The sequence below is a fragment of the Aeromonas sp. R2-4 genome (genome assembly GCF_040908365.1).
Taxonomy (GTDB): domain Bacteria; phylum Pseudomonadota; class Gammaproteobacteria; order Enterobacterales; family Aeromonadaceae; genus Aeromonas; species Aeromonas veronii.
The window spans coordinates 59,704-78,162 of sequence record NZ_JBFODO010000043.1 but is presented as its reverse complement, the minus strand read 5'-3'; the positions used below and the strand labels follow the sequence as shown (position 1 = coordinate 78,162).

The following is an 18,459-nucleotide window of genomic DNA, read 5'->3' as shown; positions in this document are numbered from 1 at the left end:
GCCCCGTTGTGCATTGTGTGGTGACTCGCTCGTGCGGTTACACCAGCCGGTGCTGGCGGCGACCGGCGGCAAAGGCGTTGATGTTGTCGATCAGCTGGTCGGCCAGTCGCTGCATCGACTCCTCGCTGGCCCAGGCCACATGGGGGGTCAGAATGAAGTGGGGGTATTGCAGCGCCTTCATCAAGGGATGGTCGGGGGGCGGGGGTTCGACGCTCGCCACATCGAAACCGGCGCCACCGAGGCGGCCGTTGGCCAGCGCTTGCAGCAGCGCCTCCTCATCCACCAGCCCACCGCGGCCGACGTTGATCAGCAGAGCGCCCGGTTTCATCAGATCCAGCTCCCGCTCGCCAATCAGGTTGCGGGTGTAGGGGGTGAGCGGGCAGTGCAGGCTGATCACATCCGAACTTTGCAGCAACTCGTCGAGGGGGAGGCGATCCTCATCGTGACTGGTGCCGACCTGGCTCTGGGCGTAACGCACTGTCATCCCCATCCCTTTGGCCCGCTCGCCGAGTGCCTGACCGAGCGTCCCTTTGCCGATGATGCCAAGCTGCTTGCCGTGCAGATCCATGATGTTGTGGTCGAAAAAGCAGAACTGGCCGCTCTGTTGCCAGCGCCCCTCCAGCAGCGACTGGCGCCAGCAGAAGAGGTTGCGCGACAGGGCCAGCATCAGCGCCATGGCGTGCTCCGGCACCGAGGGGCCCGAGTAATTGCGGATATTGCACACCCCGACGTTGGCGGCGCGGCACGCTTCCAGATCCACGTTGTCGCTGCCGGTTGCGGCCAGCGCGATGAGTTTGAGCTCAGGCAGCTGGGCCAGTTCGGCGGCGCCGATCCGTACTTTGTTGATGATAGCGATGCTGGCATCTTTGAGCCGTTCCACCACCTGTTCCGGGGTAGTACTTGGATAGCTCTGCCAGTGGTGGGGGAAGTCGGGGTGATGCAGGGTGATGCCCGCATCCAGGGTATCGCTGTCGAGAAACACAATCTGCTGCATGAGCCTTCCTGCCATTGTTCAGGTTCGAGAGGCCATGATGCCAAAGAGGATGCAGTCAGAGCCAGTCCATCGCCGTGTCATGGCTGGGCTTTATCCGGCAGATGTGAGCTTGCGCGCTTTATTGCGCCACGCTAGCGGCCGGTTTAGAGCCAGCCCAGATGGTTGAGCCAGCCCTGAATGCGGGTGGGGGTCTCTTCCAGCTCCATCAGAGCGTAGGGGCGATAGTTGAGCTTGTTGCTGCGCCGGCTCTCGCTTCTGCGGGCCTCGGCGGCCAGCAGTGGCCAGCGACCGCCATCCTCCTGATAGAGGTCCAGAGTGGGGATGGCCGCCTGAGCCACCTGTTTGGCCAGGGTCTGGTTGCTCTGCTGGTTAGGGAAAAAACCATCGAGCAGCACCAGTGCATCGGGGGCGGGCAACTGTTCGCTGGCGATGAGGTTGGCAGTCCAGGCGGCGCCGGTACCTTGCGCCAGGATCAGCTTGAAGCCCCCCTCCTGCAGCTTGGCATCGGCCAGCTTGCTGATCCGTTCGGCAAACTGTTTGCGAAATGTATCGCTGTTTTTCGCTTTTTTCTCGGCGGCTGGGTCCAGTTCGGTCTGCTCGGGGGAGGGCAGCAGCAGCAGGGTATCAAAGCCCAGTCGGCCGAGGGCGCGAGTCAGTTGCCACAGCTGGCCGCTGCGCTGCCAGTCGGGCAGTAAAATGGCGAGCCCCAGATAGTTTTCACTGTCGTGTTTGGCGAACAGCACCGTCTGCTTGTCGATTTGGGTGGCATCGGGCAACCCTTTCCAGTCGCTCGCTTGCCAGTGGTCGAGGGGCATTGGCTCGGCAACGGGGGGTGCGACCTCGCTTGCCTCTGCCCCATGGCCAGCCAGCAAGGTCAATAACAGCAGTGATAAGGATAATCTGGCCATAGTGTGCTCCCCCGGTTATCTGGGTTAGCGGCGGCGGCGGGATTTTCTGAAGGCGGGCGGTGTGATGGCAACTCGGAGGCAATAAAAAAGCGAGCCGTTGGCTCGCTTTTTTGCAATCAATTCAAAGCGGTCAATTAGTTGACGCGACGCTTGAATTCGCCGGTGCGGGTATCGATTTCGATCTTGTCACCGATCTCTACGAAAGCGGCAACAGCCAGCTCGTAGGTAGTGCCTTTCAGACGGGCAGGCTTGGTCACTTTACCGGAGGTGTCGCCACGGGCAGCCGGTTCGGTGTACTCAACTTCGCGCACGATGGTGGTCGGCAGTTCTACGGAGATGGCTTTCTCGTTGTAGAAAGTCACTTCGCAGATGTCTTCCATGCCGTCTACCAGGTAGTTCAGCACGTCACCCAGGTTGTCTTTCTCTACGTCGTACTGGTTGTACTCGGTGTCCATAAAGACATACAGGGGGTCGGAGAAGTAGGAGTAGGTGCACTCTTTACGTTCCAGCTGAACAACGTCCAGCTTGTCGTCGGCCTTGAAGACGGTCTCGGTAGCGCTGCCGTTCAGCAGGCCCTTCAGCTTCATTTTGACCACGGCGGAGTTACGGCCGGATTTGTTGAATTCAGCCTTCTGAACCACCATCGGCTCGGTGCCGATCATGACTACGTTACCAGCGCGGATTTCCTGTGCGGTTTTCATGTAAAAAATTCCTGTTCGTGAAACGGACGGATAAAAACTGCCAGATTATATACGGCTTTCTAAAAATTTCACCAACCTCGTGACGAGATCCCCGTCCCGGAGCAACTTCTGTGACCAGCTTCGCCCATGTTGCTGCCAAATGGCGCTATATCGGGGCCATTGGGCCCAAAGTTCGCCGCAATCTTCGCCACGGTTGAGAGCCAGATTGAAGCAGCGCAGCCATTGGCCGCACTCGGCGGGTAGATCGGATAAGTAGTGGTCAAGGAACTGCTCCAGCTTGACCAGATGGGCCTCCTCCTCCTGTTGGTAGATGTGCCAGAGGAAAGGACGAGCCGCCCACTGGGCCCGCACGAAGGAGTCCTCCCCACGCACCAGATTGAGATCGCAGCTCCAGAGTAGTCGATCGTAACCGGCCTGATCGGTCATCGGCAGCAGCTTGATGGTGAGGTTGCCCGAGTGGAGCAGATCCCCCGCGTTGGCCGCAGGGATGGCATCAGTCAGACCGGCACCGGTGAGCACATCGTTGAGAGAGCGCCCCAGCGGCAGCAGCAGGGTGACGGGCGTGGCGCTCTGGCACCAGCTCTCGACCAGGCTCTTCAGCGCATCGCTCTCGTAGGTAAAGAGGCTGACCCGCAGCTCGTTCTCTTGTCTGGGCGGCAATCCGAGGCTGGCCCAGTAGGCAGCCAGTCCCGCTTCATCCTGTTGCCACTGTTCCCGTTCGGCGATGAGGTCGTGCTCGCACAAGAGACCGCCGGTTTTAGCGGTAAAGCCGGGGAAGAAGAAGTATTTGTTGAGGCTCTGGTTGCCCACTCGCTGGGGCGAGGCGAGGGCGTGGCAATCCTCGACCCAGCTCTCTGCCGAGAGATACTCCAGATTGATCCAGCATGGGGGGCTGGGTTGGCTCGCCATCAGCTCTATGAAGGGGGCGGGCAGTTCGCAGGCAAAGGCCTCGATCACCACCCTGGCCGTAGTCATGTCGGTCGGCAGGGTCTCATGCCAGTGCTGGATATAGATGCCATCGACCCACTGGCCATCCTGCGCCGGGTCGAGCCCGGGGCAGATGCGGGCGAAACTTGCCAGATCGTCCACCCAGAGCCGCACCTGAACCTCATTGCCATGTGCCGCAATATTCCCCTCCCGCTTTAACTGGCGGGCAAGTCGCCAGGTGACACCGATGTCGCCGAAGTTGTCGACGACGCAGCAGAAGATATCCCAGTCAAACGGGGGCAGGGGAGTGGTCATGGCTCGGGGTTCCAGATGCAAAAAAACCGGTGCGCAGGGTAGCACACCGGTTGACGGGCTTCTAACCGTCAGCGCGTGACGGCGGTCTGTGGCAGGTTACTCCTTGCCGTAGACGTTGTTCTCTTGCTCACGTACCCGGATAAAGGTGGTGCGCTTGGTGAGTTCTTTCAGCTGGCTGGCACCCACGTAGGTACAGGTGGAGCGCACGCCGCCCAGAATGTCGCGCACGGCGTTCTCGACCGGGCCGCGGTAGGGCAGCAGCACGGTTTTACCCTCAGAGGCACGGTATTCCGCGACGCCGCCGGCGTGCTTGTCCATGGCGCTGGAGGAGCTCATGCCGTAGAACTTCATGAAGGGCTCGCCGTCTACATCGACGATCTCGCCACCGCACTCTTCGTGGGCTGCCAGCATGCCGCCCAGCATGACGAAGTCGGCACCGCCGCCGAAGGCTTTGGCGACGTCGCCCGGGCAGGTACAGCCGCCGTCACCGACGATCTGGCCGCCGAGGCCGTGGGCCGCATCGGCACACTCGATGATGGCGGATAGCTGCGGATAGCCGACACCGGTCTTGACGCGAGTGGTGCAGACCGAGCCCGGGCCGATGCCGACCTTGACGATGTCGGCGCCGGAGAGGATCAGCTCTTCGACCATCTCGCCGGTCACCACGTTGCCCGCCAGAATGACGTGGTTGGGGCAGGCTTCACGAATCTTGCGTACGAACTCAACGAAGTGTTCGGAGTAGCCGTTGGCCACATCGACACAGATGAAGCGCAGCGCTTCGGACATGGCGAGGATTTGGCGGGTCTTGGCGAAATCTTCAGCCGAGGTGCCGGTGGAGACCATCACATGGCCCAGCAGCGCCGGGTCGGTCTCGTTGACGAAAGCTTGCCACTGCTCAAGGTTGTAGTGCTTGTGTACCGCGGTCATCATCTCGAAACCGGCCAGCGTGCGCGCCATGGCGAAGCTGCCGACGGTATCCATGTTGGCGGCGATAACGGGTACGCCTTGCCATTGGGTCTGAGTGTGTTTGAAGGTGAACTGACGGGTCAGGCTTACTTGGGAACGGCTCTTGAGAGTAGAGCGCTTGGGGCGGAACAGGACATCCTTGAAACCGAGCTTCAAGTCTTCTTCGATACGCATTACAAATTCCTTATTGAGCCTTGTTGAAAGTCACTTTTGCAGTGGCAAATTTTCGGCAGGCGCAAAAAAACCGGTGGTTTTCAGGTCCTCCGGTTTACAACAGTGTAGGCAAAAATCCCTTCAGAACAAGACTGATAATTTGTAAATCCTTGTGGTAGCCTTTGGCGTCACAACCTGAGGTTAACCACCAGTTTCATCCAGCACCGTTCGGTGCCTTGCTCTCCTTCGATATTCCCGCCCGCTTGGGCCGCCGTTCGGCCACTCTTTGTCGTCTCTCTCCTGACCCGCCAGATATTATCCAAGTAGCTGAAATAAATCGGATTGACCCACAATGGGACTGTGGTAGAACTGGGCGCAGGATTGACAAGGCAGGGTCGTAAAATGGGCAAGATGATGGTGGGGATCTCCTTGATGCTGGCACTGTGTGGCAGTGCGCTGGCTGAGACCCCGACCAGCTATGGCTGGATCGAGAAGGGGCTTATTTTGCCCACCGGCGTGGCGGTAAAGATGAAACTCGACACCGGGGCGCTCACCTCTTCCCTCGATGCACGCGCCATCACCAGATTCAAACGGGATGGCAAGCCCTGGGTGCGCTTCATGCTGGTGGTGACCGATGCCGACAGCGGCAAATTGGTCAAGCAGCAGTTCGAGCGGCGGGTCGAGCGCAGCGTGACGGTGCGTGGGGCGGGCGGTATGGAGCAGCGGCCAACGGTGACTATGTCCATCTGTCTGGGGGACAAGGTGTATGAGGAGTGGTTCACCCTGCGGGATCGCAGCAAGATGATCTATCCGGTGCTGCTGGGCCGCCGGCTGCTGGCCGAGCTAGGCCCGGTGGACTCCAGTCGAACCTTTACCGTACAGCCCGCCTGCCGTTAGGGGCAATTTCGGCGTGAATCTAAAAAACGCCGTTTCACAGCTAAATCCCCGCCCCTCTACCAGAGGTAGCATCTCCACCATACCCTGAAGCGTGCGAGTTCGTTCGCCAGCAAGGGCTTGAGCGTGGAGTGCATCATAGTGAAACCCTATCAACAAATCGTATCTGAATGGCTATTGCTCGCGGGCGAACAGCAGGGCGTAGCCTTGAGTCTGGGCAGCGATGGCCACTGCCGTGTGCCATTCGGTCTGGATAGCGAGTGCCTGGTCGAAGTGCCCGATAACGATGAGCTGCAGGCATGCTACCTCTATATCCCCTTGCTACGTCTGCCTGACGATGCGGTCAGTCAGTTGCAGCTGACCCGCTCGGCCCTTGAGCTGAACATGTTTGGTTTGACCACGGGGGGAAGCCAGATCAGTCTGGACAGTCGCAGCAACCATCTGGTGCTGACCTTTTCCTCTCTTATCGAAATGCTCGATAAAACTCTGTTTATGCAGACCCTGGGCGAATTTCTTGATCTCGGCGTCACCTTGCAGACGCAATTGCAGGCGTTGCACGCCCGGCAGGAGACAGCTGCCATTCCCTCCCCGTTATCTGGCGCCATGATCCCGTGTTGATGGATCGTCATTGGTATTAATCAGGAGTAGAAGATGTCTATTCAAAGCATTGGACAACCCCAGCGCGCTAGCGCTGTGGCCTCTCATGAGCATGGCGAGGTGCAATCCTCATCTCGCCAGCACTCGGTTCATCACAATCTGGCCTCTCACTATACCAGTCTCGGCTTCGGCTCCCGGGTTCAGCCGGGCAAGGTATTGAATACCTCGCTCAAGTGGTTGACCCTCAGTGCCCCGGCTCGCAAGATTGGCATCGCCATCCAGGGCGGCCATGATTCCCATGCCCAGAGTGCCAAGGGCAAAGCCCGTTACTGGACGGGCGCCATTATCAAAGGGTTGGCTAATATCACCGGCGGCGTCAGCAGCGTGGCCAGCGGTGCGGTGACGGCCGGGGTGGCCGGGGTGAAAAACCTTGGCGAGTCAGCGGCGCGTCTGGTGGCCTCCTCCTCTCTGGGGTTGGCGGGTAGCGTGATGAAGGGGGCCTCCCATCTGCCGCTCGGTATGTCAGAGCAGTTGCAACAGGGCTCACAGCAGGCCTTGAGTGCCGCCAAGGGGATCATCAAACCGGCCTTCGTGGCGAAGGCGCAGCAGGAACCGCTGACTGCCGAGGGGGCGAGAGCGGTGATGGATGCGGCCCAGCTGGCGCGGGTCAGCTGCTCCAGCAGTTATCGGGAGATGCCGGCAGGCTACAGTCACGCCACGCTGGCAGATATTCCCCCTTCGATATTGGCCCGCCGTGAAGATGGTTCCGGTGGCACCGGGAATGCCCTGACGCTTCATGTCACCCCGGGCAAGAACGAGAATGACCCCTTTATCCTGACAGGTGATGCCTGGTCTGCACTCAAGGTCGCCGTTTACAAGCGTGGCGATACCATGGTGCTCTCGTTTGTGGGCACTCAGCCTGCCAAACGCCCCGGCACCCTGAAGAGCGATGCTGGCGCGGCCCTTGGCATCAAGGACAGCGCGTTTCAAGATGCCGACCGGCTGGTCAAGGCCTTTGCCCAGCAGTATGGCGGCAAGGTCGAGGTGCTGGGCCACTCGCTGGGGGGCGGTCTGGCGCAATATGCCGGCATCAAGCACGGGCTCAAGGTCACGGCGTTCAACAGCATGGGGCTGCATGTCGGATTGCGGGATCGCCTCGCTCACAAGCTGGATGATGCCAATGTCACCCACGTCAACACCAGCGGGGATCCGCTGAGCCAGAAGGTGGAGCACGGTGTGTTCGGGCTGGATGCCTCTTCCCAGGTGGGCAAGCGTTATGTGATTGAACACTCTGGCGGGCATCGCATGGAGGCGGTGACGGCAGGTCTGGATGCGCTGCTTGCCTGATCTGCCGGGGATGGCGCGGCGACAAGTCGCGTAGCGTCAGCGTGCTAATTATCTATAAACAACGCCTCCCTTGGGAGGCGTTGTCATTTTCGGATCAGGGCTGGGAGTGGGTGTGGGTCGGTAGCCAGACGCTCACCTCCAGCCCCCCTTCCGGCCGGTTGTGGACATCGAGGTCGGCGCCGTGCAACTGGGCGATGCGCGAAACGATGGCCATGCCGAGACCCACGCCATCCCCCTGCTGGGGATTGACCCGAAAGAAGCGTTCATACAGCCGGGGCAAGGCACTGGCGGGAATGCCGGGGCCATTGTCGCTCACATCCACCCTCACCCGGTTGCCCTCTCGCTGAACCCGCACCCTGATCTCGCCCTCTGGCTGGGTGTAGCGCAGTGCATTGTCGATGAGATTACTGAACAGCAGGTCGAGCAGGGTGGCCTGCCCCATCACCAGCTGCGGCAATTCACACTCCAGCGACAGCTGCTGATCCTTCTTGAGGGCAATGGGAGCCAGCGTCGCCAGGGTGCCTTGCAGCAGGTGGCCTATCTCCAGCTCGGTCAGTACCAGTCCCTGCTGGTTGTCGATACGGGCCTGGGTCAGCAGTTGGCGGATCAGCCGATCGCTGCGGTCGAGGGCCTGCAGCATCTTGTGCAGGGATTGCTGGCGGCTTACTTCATCTTCGGCAGCCAGGGCATTTTCACTGTGGATCCGCAGCACCGCCAGCGGGGTGCGCAGCTCGTGGGCCGCCTCGTTGGTAAACTGTTTCTCCCGCTCTATGGTCTCCGCCAGCGCCTGCATTAGCCGGTTGATCTCGTTGGTGAGGGGGGTCAGCTCCTGAGCGCTTATCTTGAGGCTGAGGGGGCTCAGGTTGGCGGGGTGACGTTCGCTGATGGCCTGGGCCAGCTGACGAAGGGGAGCCAGCCCGCGGGTGATGAGCCACCAGAGCAGGGCCAGCAGGAAGGGGAGGGTGATCAGTAGCGGCAGCATGGTGAGGGTGGCCATCTTGCTGGCCAGTTCGCTGCGCTCGTCGTCCCGCTCGGCCACCACCAGCCAGGTCTGCTCCTGCTGGTTGTAGAGGGTGAAGGTGCGCCACTGGTGATTATCTTTTTCGACCGTGTCAAAGCCGATAGCCAGGGTGACCAGCGGCTGATCCGGGGCGCTGGGGGCGCGCAGCAGCAAGCCGCCCATTTCATCGAGCAGCTGGAAGTAGAGATTGCGTTCGAACTCGTGGCCGTAGGGGGTGATCTCCCGATCCTCGCCGGTCAGGTTGAGGCTGGGGTCTTTTTGCCACTCATCGGGATTTTGCGCCTCCCACTCCTGATAGACGGTGCCGTTGGCGGGCAGTTGCCCCTGCTGGGCCATGTAGCGAGCCAGCAGCTGGTTGGTGATGCGGGCCGACTGTGCGAGGCGGGCATCAAACAGCTCCTCCATTTCGTGGCTCGCCTCCATGTAACCGATAAAGGCGCTGATGGTGAGACTCAGGCTTACCAGCGTCAGGATACCGGTGAGCAGAAAGCGGCGAATGGAGCGGGGGCGTTTCATCGTGCGGGTGTCCGGCTTGGCTGTTCGAGCTGGGGAATGATGTAGCCGACCCCGCGAATATTGCGGATGAGGTCGCTGTAGAACTTCTTGCGCAGATGGTGGATATGCACCTCTACCGCGTTGCTCTCGGCGCCTTCATCCCAGCCGTAGAGACTCTGTTGCAGCTGATCCTTGCTCAGCACCCGGCCGCTCTGGCTGATCAGCTCCTGCAGCAACTTGTATTCGTGGGGGGTGAGTTTGACCGCCTCCCCCTGATAGGTGACCTGCTGGGATTCGGGATAGATAAGGATATCGCCATACTCCAGTACCGCCTGAGCCTGCCCCTTGCTGCGACGAACCAGGGCGCGCAGGCGGGCGTTGAGCTCCTGCAGGGCGAAGGGCTTGACCATGTAGTCGTCGGAGCCGGCATCAAGGCCGACCACCCGATCATCCAGCGCATCGCGGGCGGTGAGGATCAGCACCGGCAGCTGGTGTCCTTCACGCCGCAACTTGCGCAGCAGGCTGAGGCCATCGATGTCGGGCAGATTGAGATCGAGGATCAGGGCTGCGAACTCGTCGCTCTTGAGGGCTGCCAGAGCGGGCAACCCCTGTTGCAGCCAGTCCACCGTATAGCCGCTATGGCGTAGTGCATCCTGCATACCATCCCCCAGCATCACATCATCTTCCACCAGCAGGATCCGCATTCTTCTCTCCCTGTTTGTTGGGTGTGGCGATCTGGCTCAGCGCCAGGGCGTGCCGTGGCATAAACAACCCTGCCCACCAGTATGCAAGCTGGTGGGCAGAGTTTAAATAGTTCTTTGATCCATCAGGGTTTTATAGCTTGGCCAGCCGATCGCGGATCTCCATTCTGCGCCCTTCGTCGGCCACTTCGCGGCCCGGGCGGGCCGGGGCGGCCAGCGCCTTGTCGAGGTAGGTTTTGGCCTCGGCCTTGCGACCCTGATCCAGCAGGAAGTCGCCATAGAAGAAGTTGGGGTCGATGCCATCCGGATTGATGGCCAGCGCCTGCTTGAGCAGCTGTTCTGCCTTTTCGTCATCGCCAAAGCCGACCGGCCACCCGGGCACCTGATAGTAGAGGGAGCCCAGACTGGTGTAGGCAGAGCCGTCCAGCGCTTTGGGATCCTGCTTGAGCGCCAGCTCCAGCTTGGCCTTGGCCTCTTTCACCAGACCCAGTGCCCCCAGCCCCCCTTTGGCCCCCGCCCAGGTGCTCTTGACGATGGCAGACCAGATCAGCAGGTCGGCGCGAAAAGGCTCCTTGGCGCTGGCCGCTTCGGCCTGGGTGCTCAGGGTTTCGAGGCAGCTCTCTTTCGCCTTGCCGGTCTGTTGATACTGGCAGACGGCCCACTGTTGCTGGATGGGGACGAGGGCATCACCCGCGGCCATGACCGAGGAGGACCCCAGCAGGATGGCGATGGCACAAGAGGTCACTGATTGACGGACAAAATTCATATTAATGCTCCTTCTTGGTCGGGATCGGGCGGGACAAGTCTGGTTGTGGCGCACTGTTTGCGCCGGCATCAGCCGTCCCTGGCTGAAGATGACGGGCATAACGTTTGATGATCGGCAGCTGTCTGGCCAGCGCCTTGTCGACGATGCCGGGCAGCAGGGCATTGAGCCGCACGAACAGTTTTTCCGGCCAGCCGAGCCAGCTGCGGCGGGTTTCGTTGCACAGGGCGATGACCGCCTCTTCGGCCACCTCCTGCGGGCTGTCGGTCTGGGTGCCGAGCGCCGCATTCATCTCGTAAGCGGCCTCAGAATTGAGCTTGGTGCGGGTGGCGCGGGGGGCAAAGTGCAGCACCTTGATGCCGCTCCCCTCCAGCTCCCGCCCCAGCGCTTCGCTAAAGCCGCGCAGGGCAAATTTGCTGGCGCAGTAGACGCTGTAACCGGGGTAGCCGATGCTGCCCAGGCTCGAGCCCATGTTCATGATGATCCCCGGCTTGCGCATGGTTGGCAGCAGGGCACGGGTGAGCTGGATGGGCGCCTCGATATTGAGCAGCAGTTGGCGCTCCACCTGCTCGAAGCTCTGATCTTCCAGCCAGGCAAACTGGTTGCAGCCAGCGTTGTTGATCAGGATGTCGATCCCGTCCTCCAGTGCCGGGTGTTGCAACAGCTTGGCCCGCTCCTGGGCGGAGCCGAGGTCGGCGAGCACCACCTGATGGCGCTCGGGGTGGGGCAGTGACTTGCACAGCCGCTCCAGTGCGGGGCCGCGACGTCCGTGCAGTAGCAGGTGTGCACCCTGGGCCGCCAGCTCCTGCGCCAGCTCTTCACCTATGCCACCGCTGGCGCCGGTGAGCAGCACGAGTTTCCCTTCAAGATTCATGGTGTGGGTTCCCTTTTTGCTTTCTGCTGCCGATTTACACAGTGGCGGTGAGGTTGTAGAGCATCTCGCCATATAGGCGGTAGACCACCTTGGCCCCGTGGATGATGGCCGCCTGATCCGCCGGACTTTCGACCCGATCCATCAGGGATTCAAAGAACTTGAGGTGCTCCTGATCCAGGGCGCCGTGAGAGCTCAGGTAGCTCATCGCCTGAGGTGGCAGGCCGAGGCCCTTCTTCAGCTGGTCGGCGACGGTGAGGGCGATGGCCACGCTGGTGCCTTCCAGCACCTGTACCATGCCGAAGAAGCCCATGGGGTTGCCGCGCTGGATCTGGTCGTAGAGGAAGGCGACCATCAGCTCGATGGGCAGCCCGGGCTGGCCGTGGCGCACCGCCTCGGCATCACCGCCACAGGCGCGGATATCGTTGAGGATCCACTCCTGATGGCCATACTCCTCGTCGATGTACTCGGCAATGGCACCGCGCACCCACTCGTACTCCTGACCCAGCTTGCCGCCGGTGGCCATCAGCAGCGGAACTGTGTGGCGCACGTGGTAGTAAGCCTGCGCCAGAAAGGCGAGATAGGTGTCACGGCTGATATCGCCACGGCGACAGGCTTCGATAATGGGGGCGTTGAACAGATGCTCACGCTCCTGAGCAGTGGCTTGTTGCAGAGTCTGGTAGAAGCTCATGACGATTCTCCTGTAAGGCATTGGCTGATTTGCCGGGAAAAGTGTTGGTAAATCTCGTTGCGACGGGGACGCCCGTTGGCGGTCAGCAGGCCAGGATGCTGGTCGAGTGCCACCGGCAACCAGTGGTGCAGCCGGGCATAATCGGGCAGCCGCTGGTTCAGACCTGCGATCTGGCGTGGCAGATCCGCCTCTTTGCCCGGCAGGGGCTGGATCAGCGCCACGTTGGCGGGCTGACCATCACCAAAGACCACGATGCGGGCGATGGCGGGGCAGAGCTGGGCCTCGGCCTCCACCCACTCGGGGGAGAAGTTGCGGCCAAAGGCTGTGATCTGGACATTCTTCTTGCGCCCGGTGATATGGAGGTAGCCTTCATCATCCAGATGACCCAGATCGCCTGTGGCGATCTGCATGGCAGAAGGTTCGCCGGTGGCGATCTGTTCGGGAGTCGGTTCGTTGCTGCCGAGATAGCCCAGCATGGCACTGCCGCTCACCATAATTTCGCCGTCGCTGGCGATAGTGACCTGACAGTGGGGCAGGGGGCGGCCGACGCTGCCTGGCTTGTCAGCATCCGTGCTGTTGAGCGCCACCACGGAGCCGCACTCCGAGAGGCCATATCCCTCATACACCGGCAGGCCGAGCTGGCGGGCATGTTTGATCAGGTCGGGGGCTACCTTGCCGCCACCGACGGCAATAAAGCGCAGGCTCTTGAGCTGCTGGGCCAGCGTTGGGGTGCTGGTGCAGAGTGCCAGCAGCAGGCGCAGCAGTTCGGGGACCAGCACCAGACTCTGGGTCGACCAGCGCAGCAGGGCCTCCCCCAGCATGGCCGCATTGAGCGAACTGGAGCCGCTGAAACCGAGCTCCCCGAGGGACGGAATGCGGCTGCAGGCGCCGGTCAGCAGCGGCACATAGAGGCCGGTGATGTTCTCAAGCAGGGTCGCCAGCGGCAGCAGGGTCAGGTGTTTTTCTACCTTGGCTGGCGCGACTCGCTCGGCCAGCGCATGGCTTACCGCCACCATCTGGGTCAGTGACAGGCAGACGCCCTTGGGCTGGCCCGTGGTACCGGAGGTGTAGGTGATCTTGGCGGTGCCCTTGGGCAGCGCCGGTCGATTAGCCGGTATGTGGCGCCAGAGTGGCAGCTCTCCGGTGATCAGCGAGAGCGGCTCGGCGGCATGCCACCCCTGATGATGTGGGCCCACCAGCGCATCGGCGCCACTGCTCTCCAGCAACCAGGCCTGCTGGGCCTGACTGAAGAAGTGAGGTACCGGGATCACCACGATACCGGCGCGGGTGCAGGCGAGATCCAGCAGCGCCCAGGGCAGGCCGTTGTCCAGTTGCAGCGCCAGACGGCTGATGTCGAGCTGTTGCAGCTGGCTGGCCAGACGCTGGATCTGTTGCCACAGGGTCTGGTAATCGAGCCGCTGCTGGCTGCTCAGCAGCGCAGGGGATTGCGGATTCTCGCGGGCATGTTTGGCGATGGCGTCGAACAGGCTCATTGGGCGCACCTTTTTTGATGGGGCTGGTTATCACTGCTCTTGCTGGCATCCTCAAACAGGGTCGGCATGGGGGCCAGCAGATTGAGCAGCAGGCTGCTCTGGGCGAGCACCTCGCGCCCCTGATTGATGTCGCCCACCATCACCTTGGGTTGGCAGCGGTAGTACTTACCCCAGGCATCGGCGTCGGCCCCCACCTGATGGGCCTGTGCGGGGGCCAGCTCCACCGGATTGAGTTGCAGGCGGGCAAAGCTGTTGCGCAGCTTGGCAGTGCCGGTAAAGACCACGTAGTCGAGGGCGTTTTCACATAGCAGACGACACAGGGCCGCAAACATCAGGCGGGCATTGCCCGGTTCGCTGCAGGCCAGATTGCCCACTTCGATAATGCGGTTGCGTGCCGGATAGACCCCGAGGCGGGTGTTGATGGCGGCCTCGATGGTTTGCTCCAGATACTGTTCCAGATAGAGAGGCCCCTCACTGGCATGATTGAGACCACAGGCACCGACCAGCGTCCCGTCCGCCCGATAGAGCCCCAGCAGACAGGGGAGAAAATGGGGGATGCGGGCGTTGAACTCGAGGGTATAGGCTGCCTGGATATAGGTTTGCAGTGCCATGACCTGCTGCGGGGACTTGGCTAGCAGCAATCGGTAGGGGGCCTGGATCTCGATGGTCATGGGTGACTCCTTCTCTTGCGATGGTTTGAGAGTAAAAGGGCAAACTTAAGAAACCCTTAAGGAGCAAAAAAAGTTGTCAGCGAGGCAGCGGGCAGGCAATCTGCGCCGCTGTTATCCAACAGGAAGCCCCCAAGAGGAACCGCCATGTCATCCACCGTCAGCTGCCCCCTGTGTGCCAGCCATCGCAGTTATCCCCTGCCGGTGGCGGGCAAGCGCTATCATCGCTGCCTCGCGTGCGAGCTGGTCTGGCTGGATGAGGCGGATCATCTGGATGAGGCGGCGGAGAAGGCGGTCTATGACGGTCACGACAATCGGGTGGATGATCCCCGTTATCGCACTTTTTTGATGCGGGCATTTGGCGAGGTACTGAGTCGGGTGCCAACTCCTGCCTGCGGCCTCGATTTTGGCTGCGGTCCCGGCCCTGCGCTGGTGGCGATGGGGCGCGAGGCGGGTTACCAGATGGCGGGGTATGACAAGTTCTACGCCGATTTTCCCGAGTTGCTGACGCGTCAGTATGACTTCATCACCAGTACCGAGGTGATAGAGCATATCGCCGAGCCGCGCACGGTGCTGGCGCAGTTGTGGGATTGCCTCAAGCCCGGCGGCCTGCTGGTGCTGCAAACCCAGCGGGTGCTCAGTGACGAGCGGTTTAAAAACTGGCGTTATCGCCACGACCCGACCCACATAGTCTTCTTTGCCGAGGCATCGTTTCAGGTGCTGGCCGCCCGCTGGCAGGCCGAGCTCAGCTTCCCCCACGCCGATGTGGCGGTATTGCAGAAAGGCACGCCCTGATGCGTGCCTTCTTCTGTTACTCGTCGGGTTCGCCCGGCGCTACTCCTTGTAGCCCTTGTCCTGCCACTGGTAGTACATCAAGGCAGATTTGACGCCGATTGACTTGAACGGCTCTGGCGGCAGCCACATCGGCAGACTCTGCTCCGCGTGGTTGAACCAGGGATGCTCCTTGCCTTGATAGAGGCTGGCCACGATGTCGCCAAACAGGAAGGAGAGGTTGATGCCGTGGCCGTTGTAGCCGAGGGCGTAGTAGATGTTCTTGTGAGCCCCCATCACCCCCACCGCTTCGGTGCTGTCGCCGGTCATGCCGAGCACCCCGTCCCACACCTGCTCAAACTTGATCCCCTTGAGGGCCGGATAGAGGGTCACCAGCTCGGTCATCATCATCTCGCTGACCCAGTTAAGATCGCCCTTGTAGTTGAGGCCGTCGTTGAAGACGTACTCGGCATTGCCGCCACCGATGACAATGCGGTTATCCGGGGTCAATACCAGATGAAACAGGATGTTGCGGGTGTCGTAGTAGGGCACCCGGCTCTGCCACTGGATGGCTGCCAGCTGCTTTTTGGTGAGCGGCTCGGTGACGGCGCTCTGGGCGTGTACCGGAAAGACCCGGCCGCTGAAGTAGCCAAGTTTTGAGGTATAGCCGTTGGTCGCCAGCACTATGCTGTCGGCGGTCACCTTGTACTTGTCGGCCACATTGAGCTCGATCTGCTTGCCCTCCTTGATCCCCATTACCGGGCTCTGCTCGTAGATGGTGACGCCCGACTGCTCCACCGCCTTGCGCAGGGCATTGACCAGTTTCATGGCGTGTACCTGACCGCCATTGGGGTCGTAGACCGCCCCCACGTAGCGATCGGTGCCGAGTTTTTCCTCTGTGGTATCGGCGTTCCAGTACTGGAGCGGGATGCCGAGGCGATTGGCGGTTTTCACATAGTCGCGGTACTCGGCGATATCCTCCTCATCGAGGATTGCCTCTACATAGCCATCGAGCTTGAGGTCGGCCTCGACGCCGGTTGAGGCGACCAGCGCCTGCAGCTTGCGCATGCTGGCGACGGTGAGATCGTAGTGGCGTTTGCTCGCTTCCCCCTCCTCATAGAGATCCATCACCTCGGAGCCCGGCAATACCATGCCGCCGTTGCGGCCCGAGGCACCACTGCCCACCTGCTTGGCCTCGAAGATGGCGATCTTGAGCGACGGGTTGGCCTTGGCCAGATGCCAGGCACTGGAGAGGCCGCTGTAGCCGCCACCTATGATGGCGATATCCACCTTCAGGTCTTGCGCCAGCGGGGCGCTCTCCTCTGCCGGTTTCTCCTTGAACCAGTAGCTGGTGTTGGGCTCAAAGTCGCTCATCTTGGGGCCGCAGGCGGCGAGGAAAAAACAGCTGATGCACATGGTCAACGCTCGTTGGCAAAGGGTGGTCGGATTCATCTTCTACTCCGGTTACAGATACAAAATATCAAATCATTTCATCGGGTTGGGCGGTGTTGACCCGGCGACCTATGTCTCTCAGCCGGGCCAGCTGATCGGCAAGACCGGGCCCCTCATCCAGGCTGGTGACAAAGTTCCAGAGGTAGGTCATCACAGCATAGACATGGCCTGCCGAGACCTGGGGCTGGGCCATCAGCATGGTGATGGCCAGCAGGAACAACAGGGAGGCGCTGATGCCGACCGCCAGAAAAGCGAGTGCCTCCCGATCCGAAATCCGGATTCGGAGCCAGGCCAGCGCGCGGTAGTGGCGGGCGAGGCTGGTTGACTGGGCATGGGTGACCAGTTTGACCTCGTGTTCCAGCCGATCGTTGAGCCGCTCGTGCAGCAGCTGGTTCTTGCGCGAAAAGCCGGGTAGCAGCAGGCCGAACAGCAACAATATCCCCATGCAGGCGATGCCGACCCAGAACTCGATCACCATCAGCATCACGGCCGCACCGACGATGGAGATCAGGCTGGTGGCCAGGATCGGGATATGTTTCTCGAAGAAGTCGACAAACTCCCGCGCCAGGGTGACCCGCGCCACTATGGTAGATTGCCCCTCCTGCTGTTGGCGCTGGGTCAGGATCACCGGCACCGCCAGTGCCGCATAGATATGGGTAAAGGTGCGGGTATCGACCGCCCGGCGCAGGGCGCCGATGAGCCAGAACAGCAGCACGATCAGGGCGTAGCTCGAGGCCTGTAGCCACTGGCCCTTGACGATGGCGTCGATGGCAAAGCCGGCGAACAGGGGATAGACCACCAGCAGGATGTTTTCGAGGGCCACCAGCGAGAAGGTGCCTGCCAGCTTGAGGGGATTGGCCCGCGCAATCGCCCCCAGCGAACGACCGGCCGAGTGTGGCAACGGCGTGGCCTGCTCGTCGCAACTGGCTGCCGAAGTGGTTGGTGTTGTCATGGGTTATCTCCTAAGATGTCGGAAACGCTAAGTTTGAGCGAGTGCTCAAAGTTTGTTTGAGCGACTGCTCAAAGTCAAGCAGAACGATGGATATCGCAGGAGGTCAGATGGCACGCCCATCAGCAGAACAGCGCAAAGAGATGATCATCGAGGCCGTACTGGCCCTGTTTCGGGAGAAGGGGATGGCGGCATCGTCAACCCGTGATATTGCCGAGCGCACCGGTCTGGCGCGCAGTCACGTCTACCACTACTTCAAGGATTGGAAGGAGCTTTGCCTCTGCGCTGTGGAGCGTTTCACCTATCAGGAGATCGCCGAGCTGCGGGAGTGGCTGTTGCCGCTGCCAGCCCGCGAAGCGTTGCCGCTCTTTGTGCGAGACAACCTGCCGACCAGTCAGGATGCCTCCTGGGCCATCTACCTAGATGCCTGGAACGAGTCACTGCGCGACCCTGTGTTTGCCGAGAGCTACCGCAAAATCATTCTGGCCTGGCGCGAGGTGCTGGAGCAGATCCTGCAAAAGGGGATCGACAGTGGCGAGTTTGTGGCGGGCGATGCTCGGCGACTGGCACGTCAGATCACCTCCCTCATCAACGGCTATGCCGATGACCTCATTCTGGAGCCGACCCCCGAGACGGTAGAGGCCACTTATCAAGAGATCATGCTGGTGGTCAATCAGCTGGTCTTGCCCCCGGCCCACTCATAGCGGCGCAGGCACACAAGGAAGGGGAGGCATGCCAGCGTGGAGCCTCCCCCGGTTTTGTTGGCTATCCGCCGGGCGCGC

19 protein-coding genes are annotated in these 18,459 nt (G+C 61.2%); 5 read left to right on the top strand and 14 right to left on the bottom strand.

The window, feature by feature from the left end:
* Positions 1-37: 37 nt before the first annotated feature.
* From AB5Z05_RS16740 to AB5Z05_RS16720, 5 genes are all read right to left on the bottom strand, one after another.
* Positions 38-994 carry a D-2-hydroxyacid dehydrogenase gene (locus AB5Z05_RS16740; RefSeq protein WP_021229760.1) on the bottom strand — a complete coding sequence of 319 codons (957 nt, stop codon included), beginning with the start codon at positions 992-994 and terminating at the stop codon, positions 38-40.
* Between the two features lie 143 nt (positions 995-1,137).
* Entirely contained in the window at positions 1,138-1,902 is a 765-nt protein-coding gene (locus tag AB5Z05_RS16735; protein WP_368152278.1) for a DUF3530 family protein, read from the bottom strand.
* A gap of 134 nt (positions 1,903-2,036) precedes the next feature.
* On the bottom strand, positions 2,037-2,603 hold the full coding sequence (gene efp / locus AB5Z05_RS16730; RefSeq protein WP_005362323.1) for an elongation factor P: 567 nt from the start codon (positions 2,601-2,603) through the stop codon (positions 2,037-2,039).
* Between the two features lie 45 nt (positions 2,604-2,648).
* Positions 2,649-3,845: an elongation factor P maturation arginine rhamnosyltransferase EarP gene (gene earP, locus AB5Z05_RS16725; RefSeq protein ID WP_368152276.1), complete on the bottom strand. Its 1,197-nt coding sequence runs from the start codon at positions 3,843-3,845 to the stop codon at positions 2,649-2,651.
* Positions 3,846-3,941: 96 nt separating this feature from the next.
* Positions 3,942-4,985, bottom strand: a complete 1,044-nt coding sequence (locus tag AB5Z05_RS16720; RefSeq protein WP_042078931.1) for a GMP reductase — start codon at positions 4,983-4,985, stop codon at positions 3,942-3,944.
* A 381-nt stretch (positions 4,986-5,366) separates the two neighbouring features.
* Between AB5Z05_RS16720 and AB5Z05_RS16715 the strand changes: the two genes are divergently transcribed.
* From AB5Z05_RS16715 to AB5Z05_RS16705, 3 genes are all read left to right on the top strand, one after another.
* The gene (locus AB5Z05_RS16715; RefSeq protein ID WP_368152275.1) at positions 5,367-5,861 is read left to right on the top strand and encodes an ATP-dependent zinc protease; all 495 of its coding nucleotides are present in this window, start codon (positions 5,367-5,369) and stop codon (positions 5,859-5,861) included.
* A gap of 138 nt (positions 5,862-5,999) precedes the next feature.
* Positions 6,000-6,476 carry a CesT family type III secretion system chaperone gene (locus AB5Z05_RS16710; protein WP_236758141.1) on the top strand — a complete coding sequence of 159 codons (477 nt, stop codon included), beginning with the start codon at positions 6,000-6,002 and terminating at the stop codon, positions 6,474-6,476.
* 33 nt (positions 6,477-6,509) lie between these two features.
* Positions 6,510-7,802, top strand: coding sequence for a phospholipase (locus tag AB5Z05_RS16705; protein WP_368152273.1), 1,293 nt, complete (start codon positions 6,510-6,512; stop codon positions 7,800-7,802).
* Between the two features lie 94 nt (positions 7,803-7,896).
* On the opposite strand, the gene AB5Z05_RS16700 is transcribed toward AB5Z05_RS16705, so the two are convergent.
* The 7 genes from AB5Z05_RS16700 to AB5Z05_RS16670 form a co-directional block, all read right to left on the bottom strand.
* The gene (locus tag AB5Z05_RS16700; RefSeq protein ID WP_368152272.1) at positions 7,897-9,339 is read right to left on the bottom strand and encodes an ATP-binding protein; all 1,443 of its coding nucleotides are present in this window, start codon (positions 9,337-9,339) and stop codon (positions 7,897-7,899) included.
* Complete coding sequence (locus AB5Z05_RS16695) at positions 9,336-10,022, bottom strand: response regulator (protein ID WP_005335091.1); 687 nt, start codon at positions 10,020-10,022, stop codon at positions 9,336-9,338. The genes AB5Z05_RS16700 and AB5Z05_RS16695 overlap by 4 nt, the downstream gene beginning before the upstream one ends.
* A 130-nt stretch (positions 10,023-10,152) precedes the next feature.
* Entirely contained in the window at positions 10,153-10,719 is a 567-nt protein-coding gene (locus AB5Z05_RS16690; protein WP_234704167.1) for a tetratricopeptide repeat protein, read from the bottom strand.
* Positions 10,720-10,786: 67 nt separating this feature from the next.
* Complete coding sequence (locus AB5Z05_RS16685; RefSeq protein WP_042082681.1) at positions 10,787-11,656, bottom strand: SDR family oxidoreductase; 870 nt, start codon at positions 11,654-11,656, stop codon at positions 10,787-10,789.
* A 34-nt stretch (positions 11,657-11,690) separates the two neighbouring features.
* Complete coding sequence (locus tag AB5Z05_RS16680; RefSeq protein ID WP_005347997.1) at positions 11,691-12,344, bottom strand: TenA family transcriptional regulator; 654 nt, start codon at positions 12,342-12,344, stop codon at positions 11,691-11,693.
* A complete protein-coding gene (locus AB5Z05_RS16675) occupies positions 12,341-13,837 on the bottom strand; it encodes an AMP-dependent synthetase/ligase (protein ID WP_368152270.1) in 1,497 nt (498 codons plus the stop codon). Before AB5Z05_RS16675 ends, AB5Z05_RS16680 begins: the two co-directional genes overlap by 4 nt.
* A complete protein-coding gene (locus tag AB5Z05_RS16670) occupies positions 13,834-14,508 on the bottom strand; it encodes a thermostable hemolysin (RefSeq protein WP_368152269.1) in 675 nt (224 codons plus the stop codon). Before AB5Z05_RS16670 ends, AB5Z05_RS16675 begins: the two co-directional genes overlap by 4 nt.
* A gap of 144 nt (positions 14,509-14,652) precedes the next feature.
* Here AB5Z05_RS16670 and AB5Z05_RS16665 point away from each other — a divergent pair, with 144 nt between their 5' ends.
* Positions 14,653-15,300: a class I SAM-dependent methyltransferase gene (locus tag AB5Z05_RS16665; RefSeq protein ID WP_368152268.1), complete on the top strand. Its 648-nt coding sequence runs from the start codon at positions 14,653-14,655 to the stop codon at positions 15,298-15,300.
* A 39-nt stretch (positions 15,301-15,339) separates the two neighbouring features.
* Here AB5Z05_RS16665 and AB5Z05_RS16660 read toward each other — a convergent pair whose 3' ends face one another.
* A complete protein-coding gene (locus AB5Z05_RS16660) occupies positions 15,340-16,728 on the bottom strand; it encodes an NAD(P)/FAD-dependent oxidoreductase (RefSeq protein WP_368152266.1) in 1,389 nt (462 codons plus the stop codon).
* Between the two features lie 28 nt (positions 16,729-16,756).
* Positions 16,757-17,680, bottom strand: a complete 924-nt coding sequence (locus tag AB5Z05_RS16655; protein ID WP_368152264.1) for an ABC transporter six-transmembrane domain-containing protein — start codon at positions 17,678-17,680, stop codon at positions 16,757-16,759.
* Positions 17,681-17,787: 107 nt separating this feature from the next.
* Between AB5Z05_RS16655 and AB5Z05_RS16650 the strand changes: the two genes are divergently transcribed.
* A complete protein-coding gene (locus AB5Z05_RS16650; protein WP_368152263.1) occupies positions 17,788-18,381 on the top strand; it encodes a TetR/AcrR family transcriptional regulator in 594 nt (197 codons plus the stop codon).
* Positions 18,382-18,459: the final 78 nt, after the last annotated feature.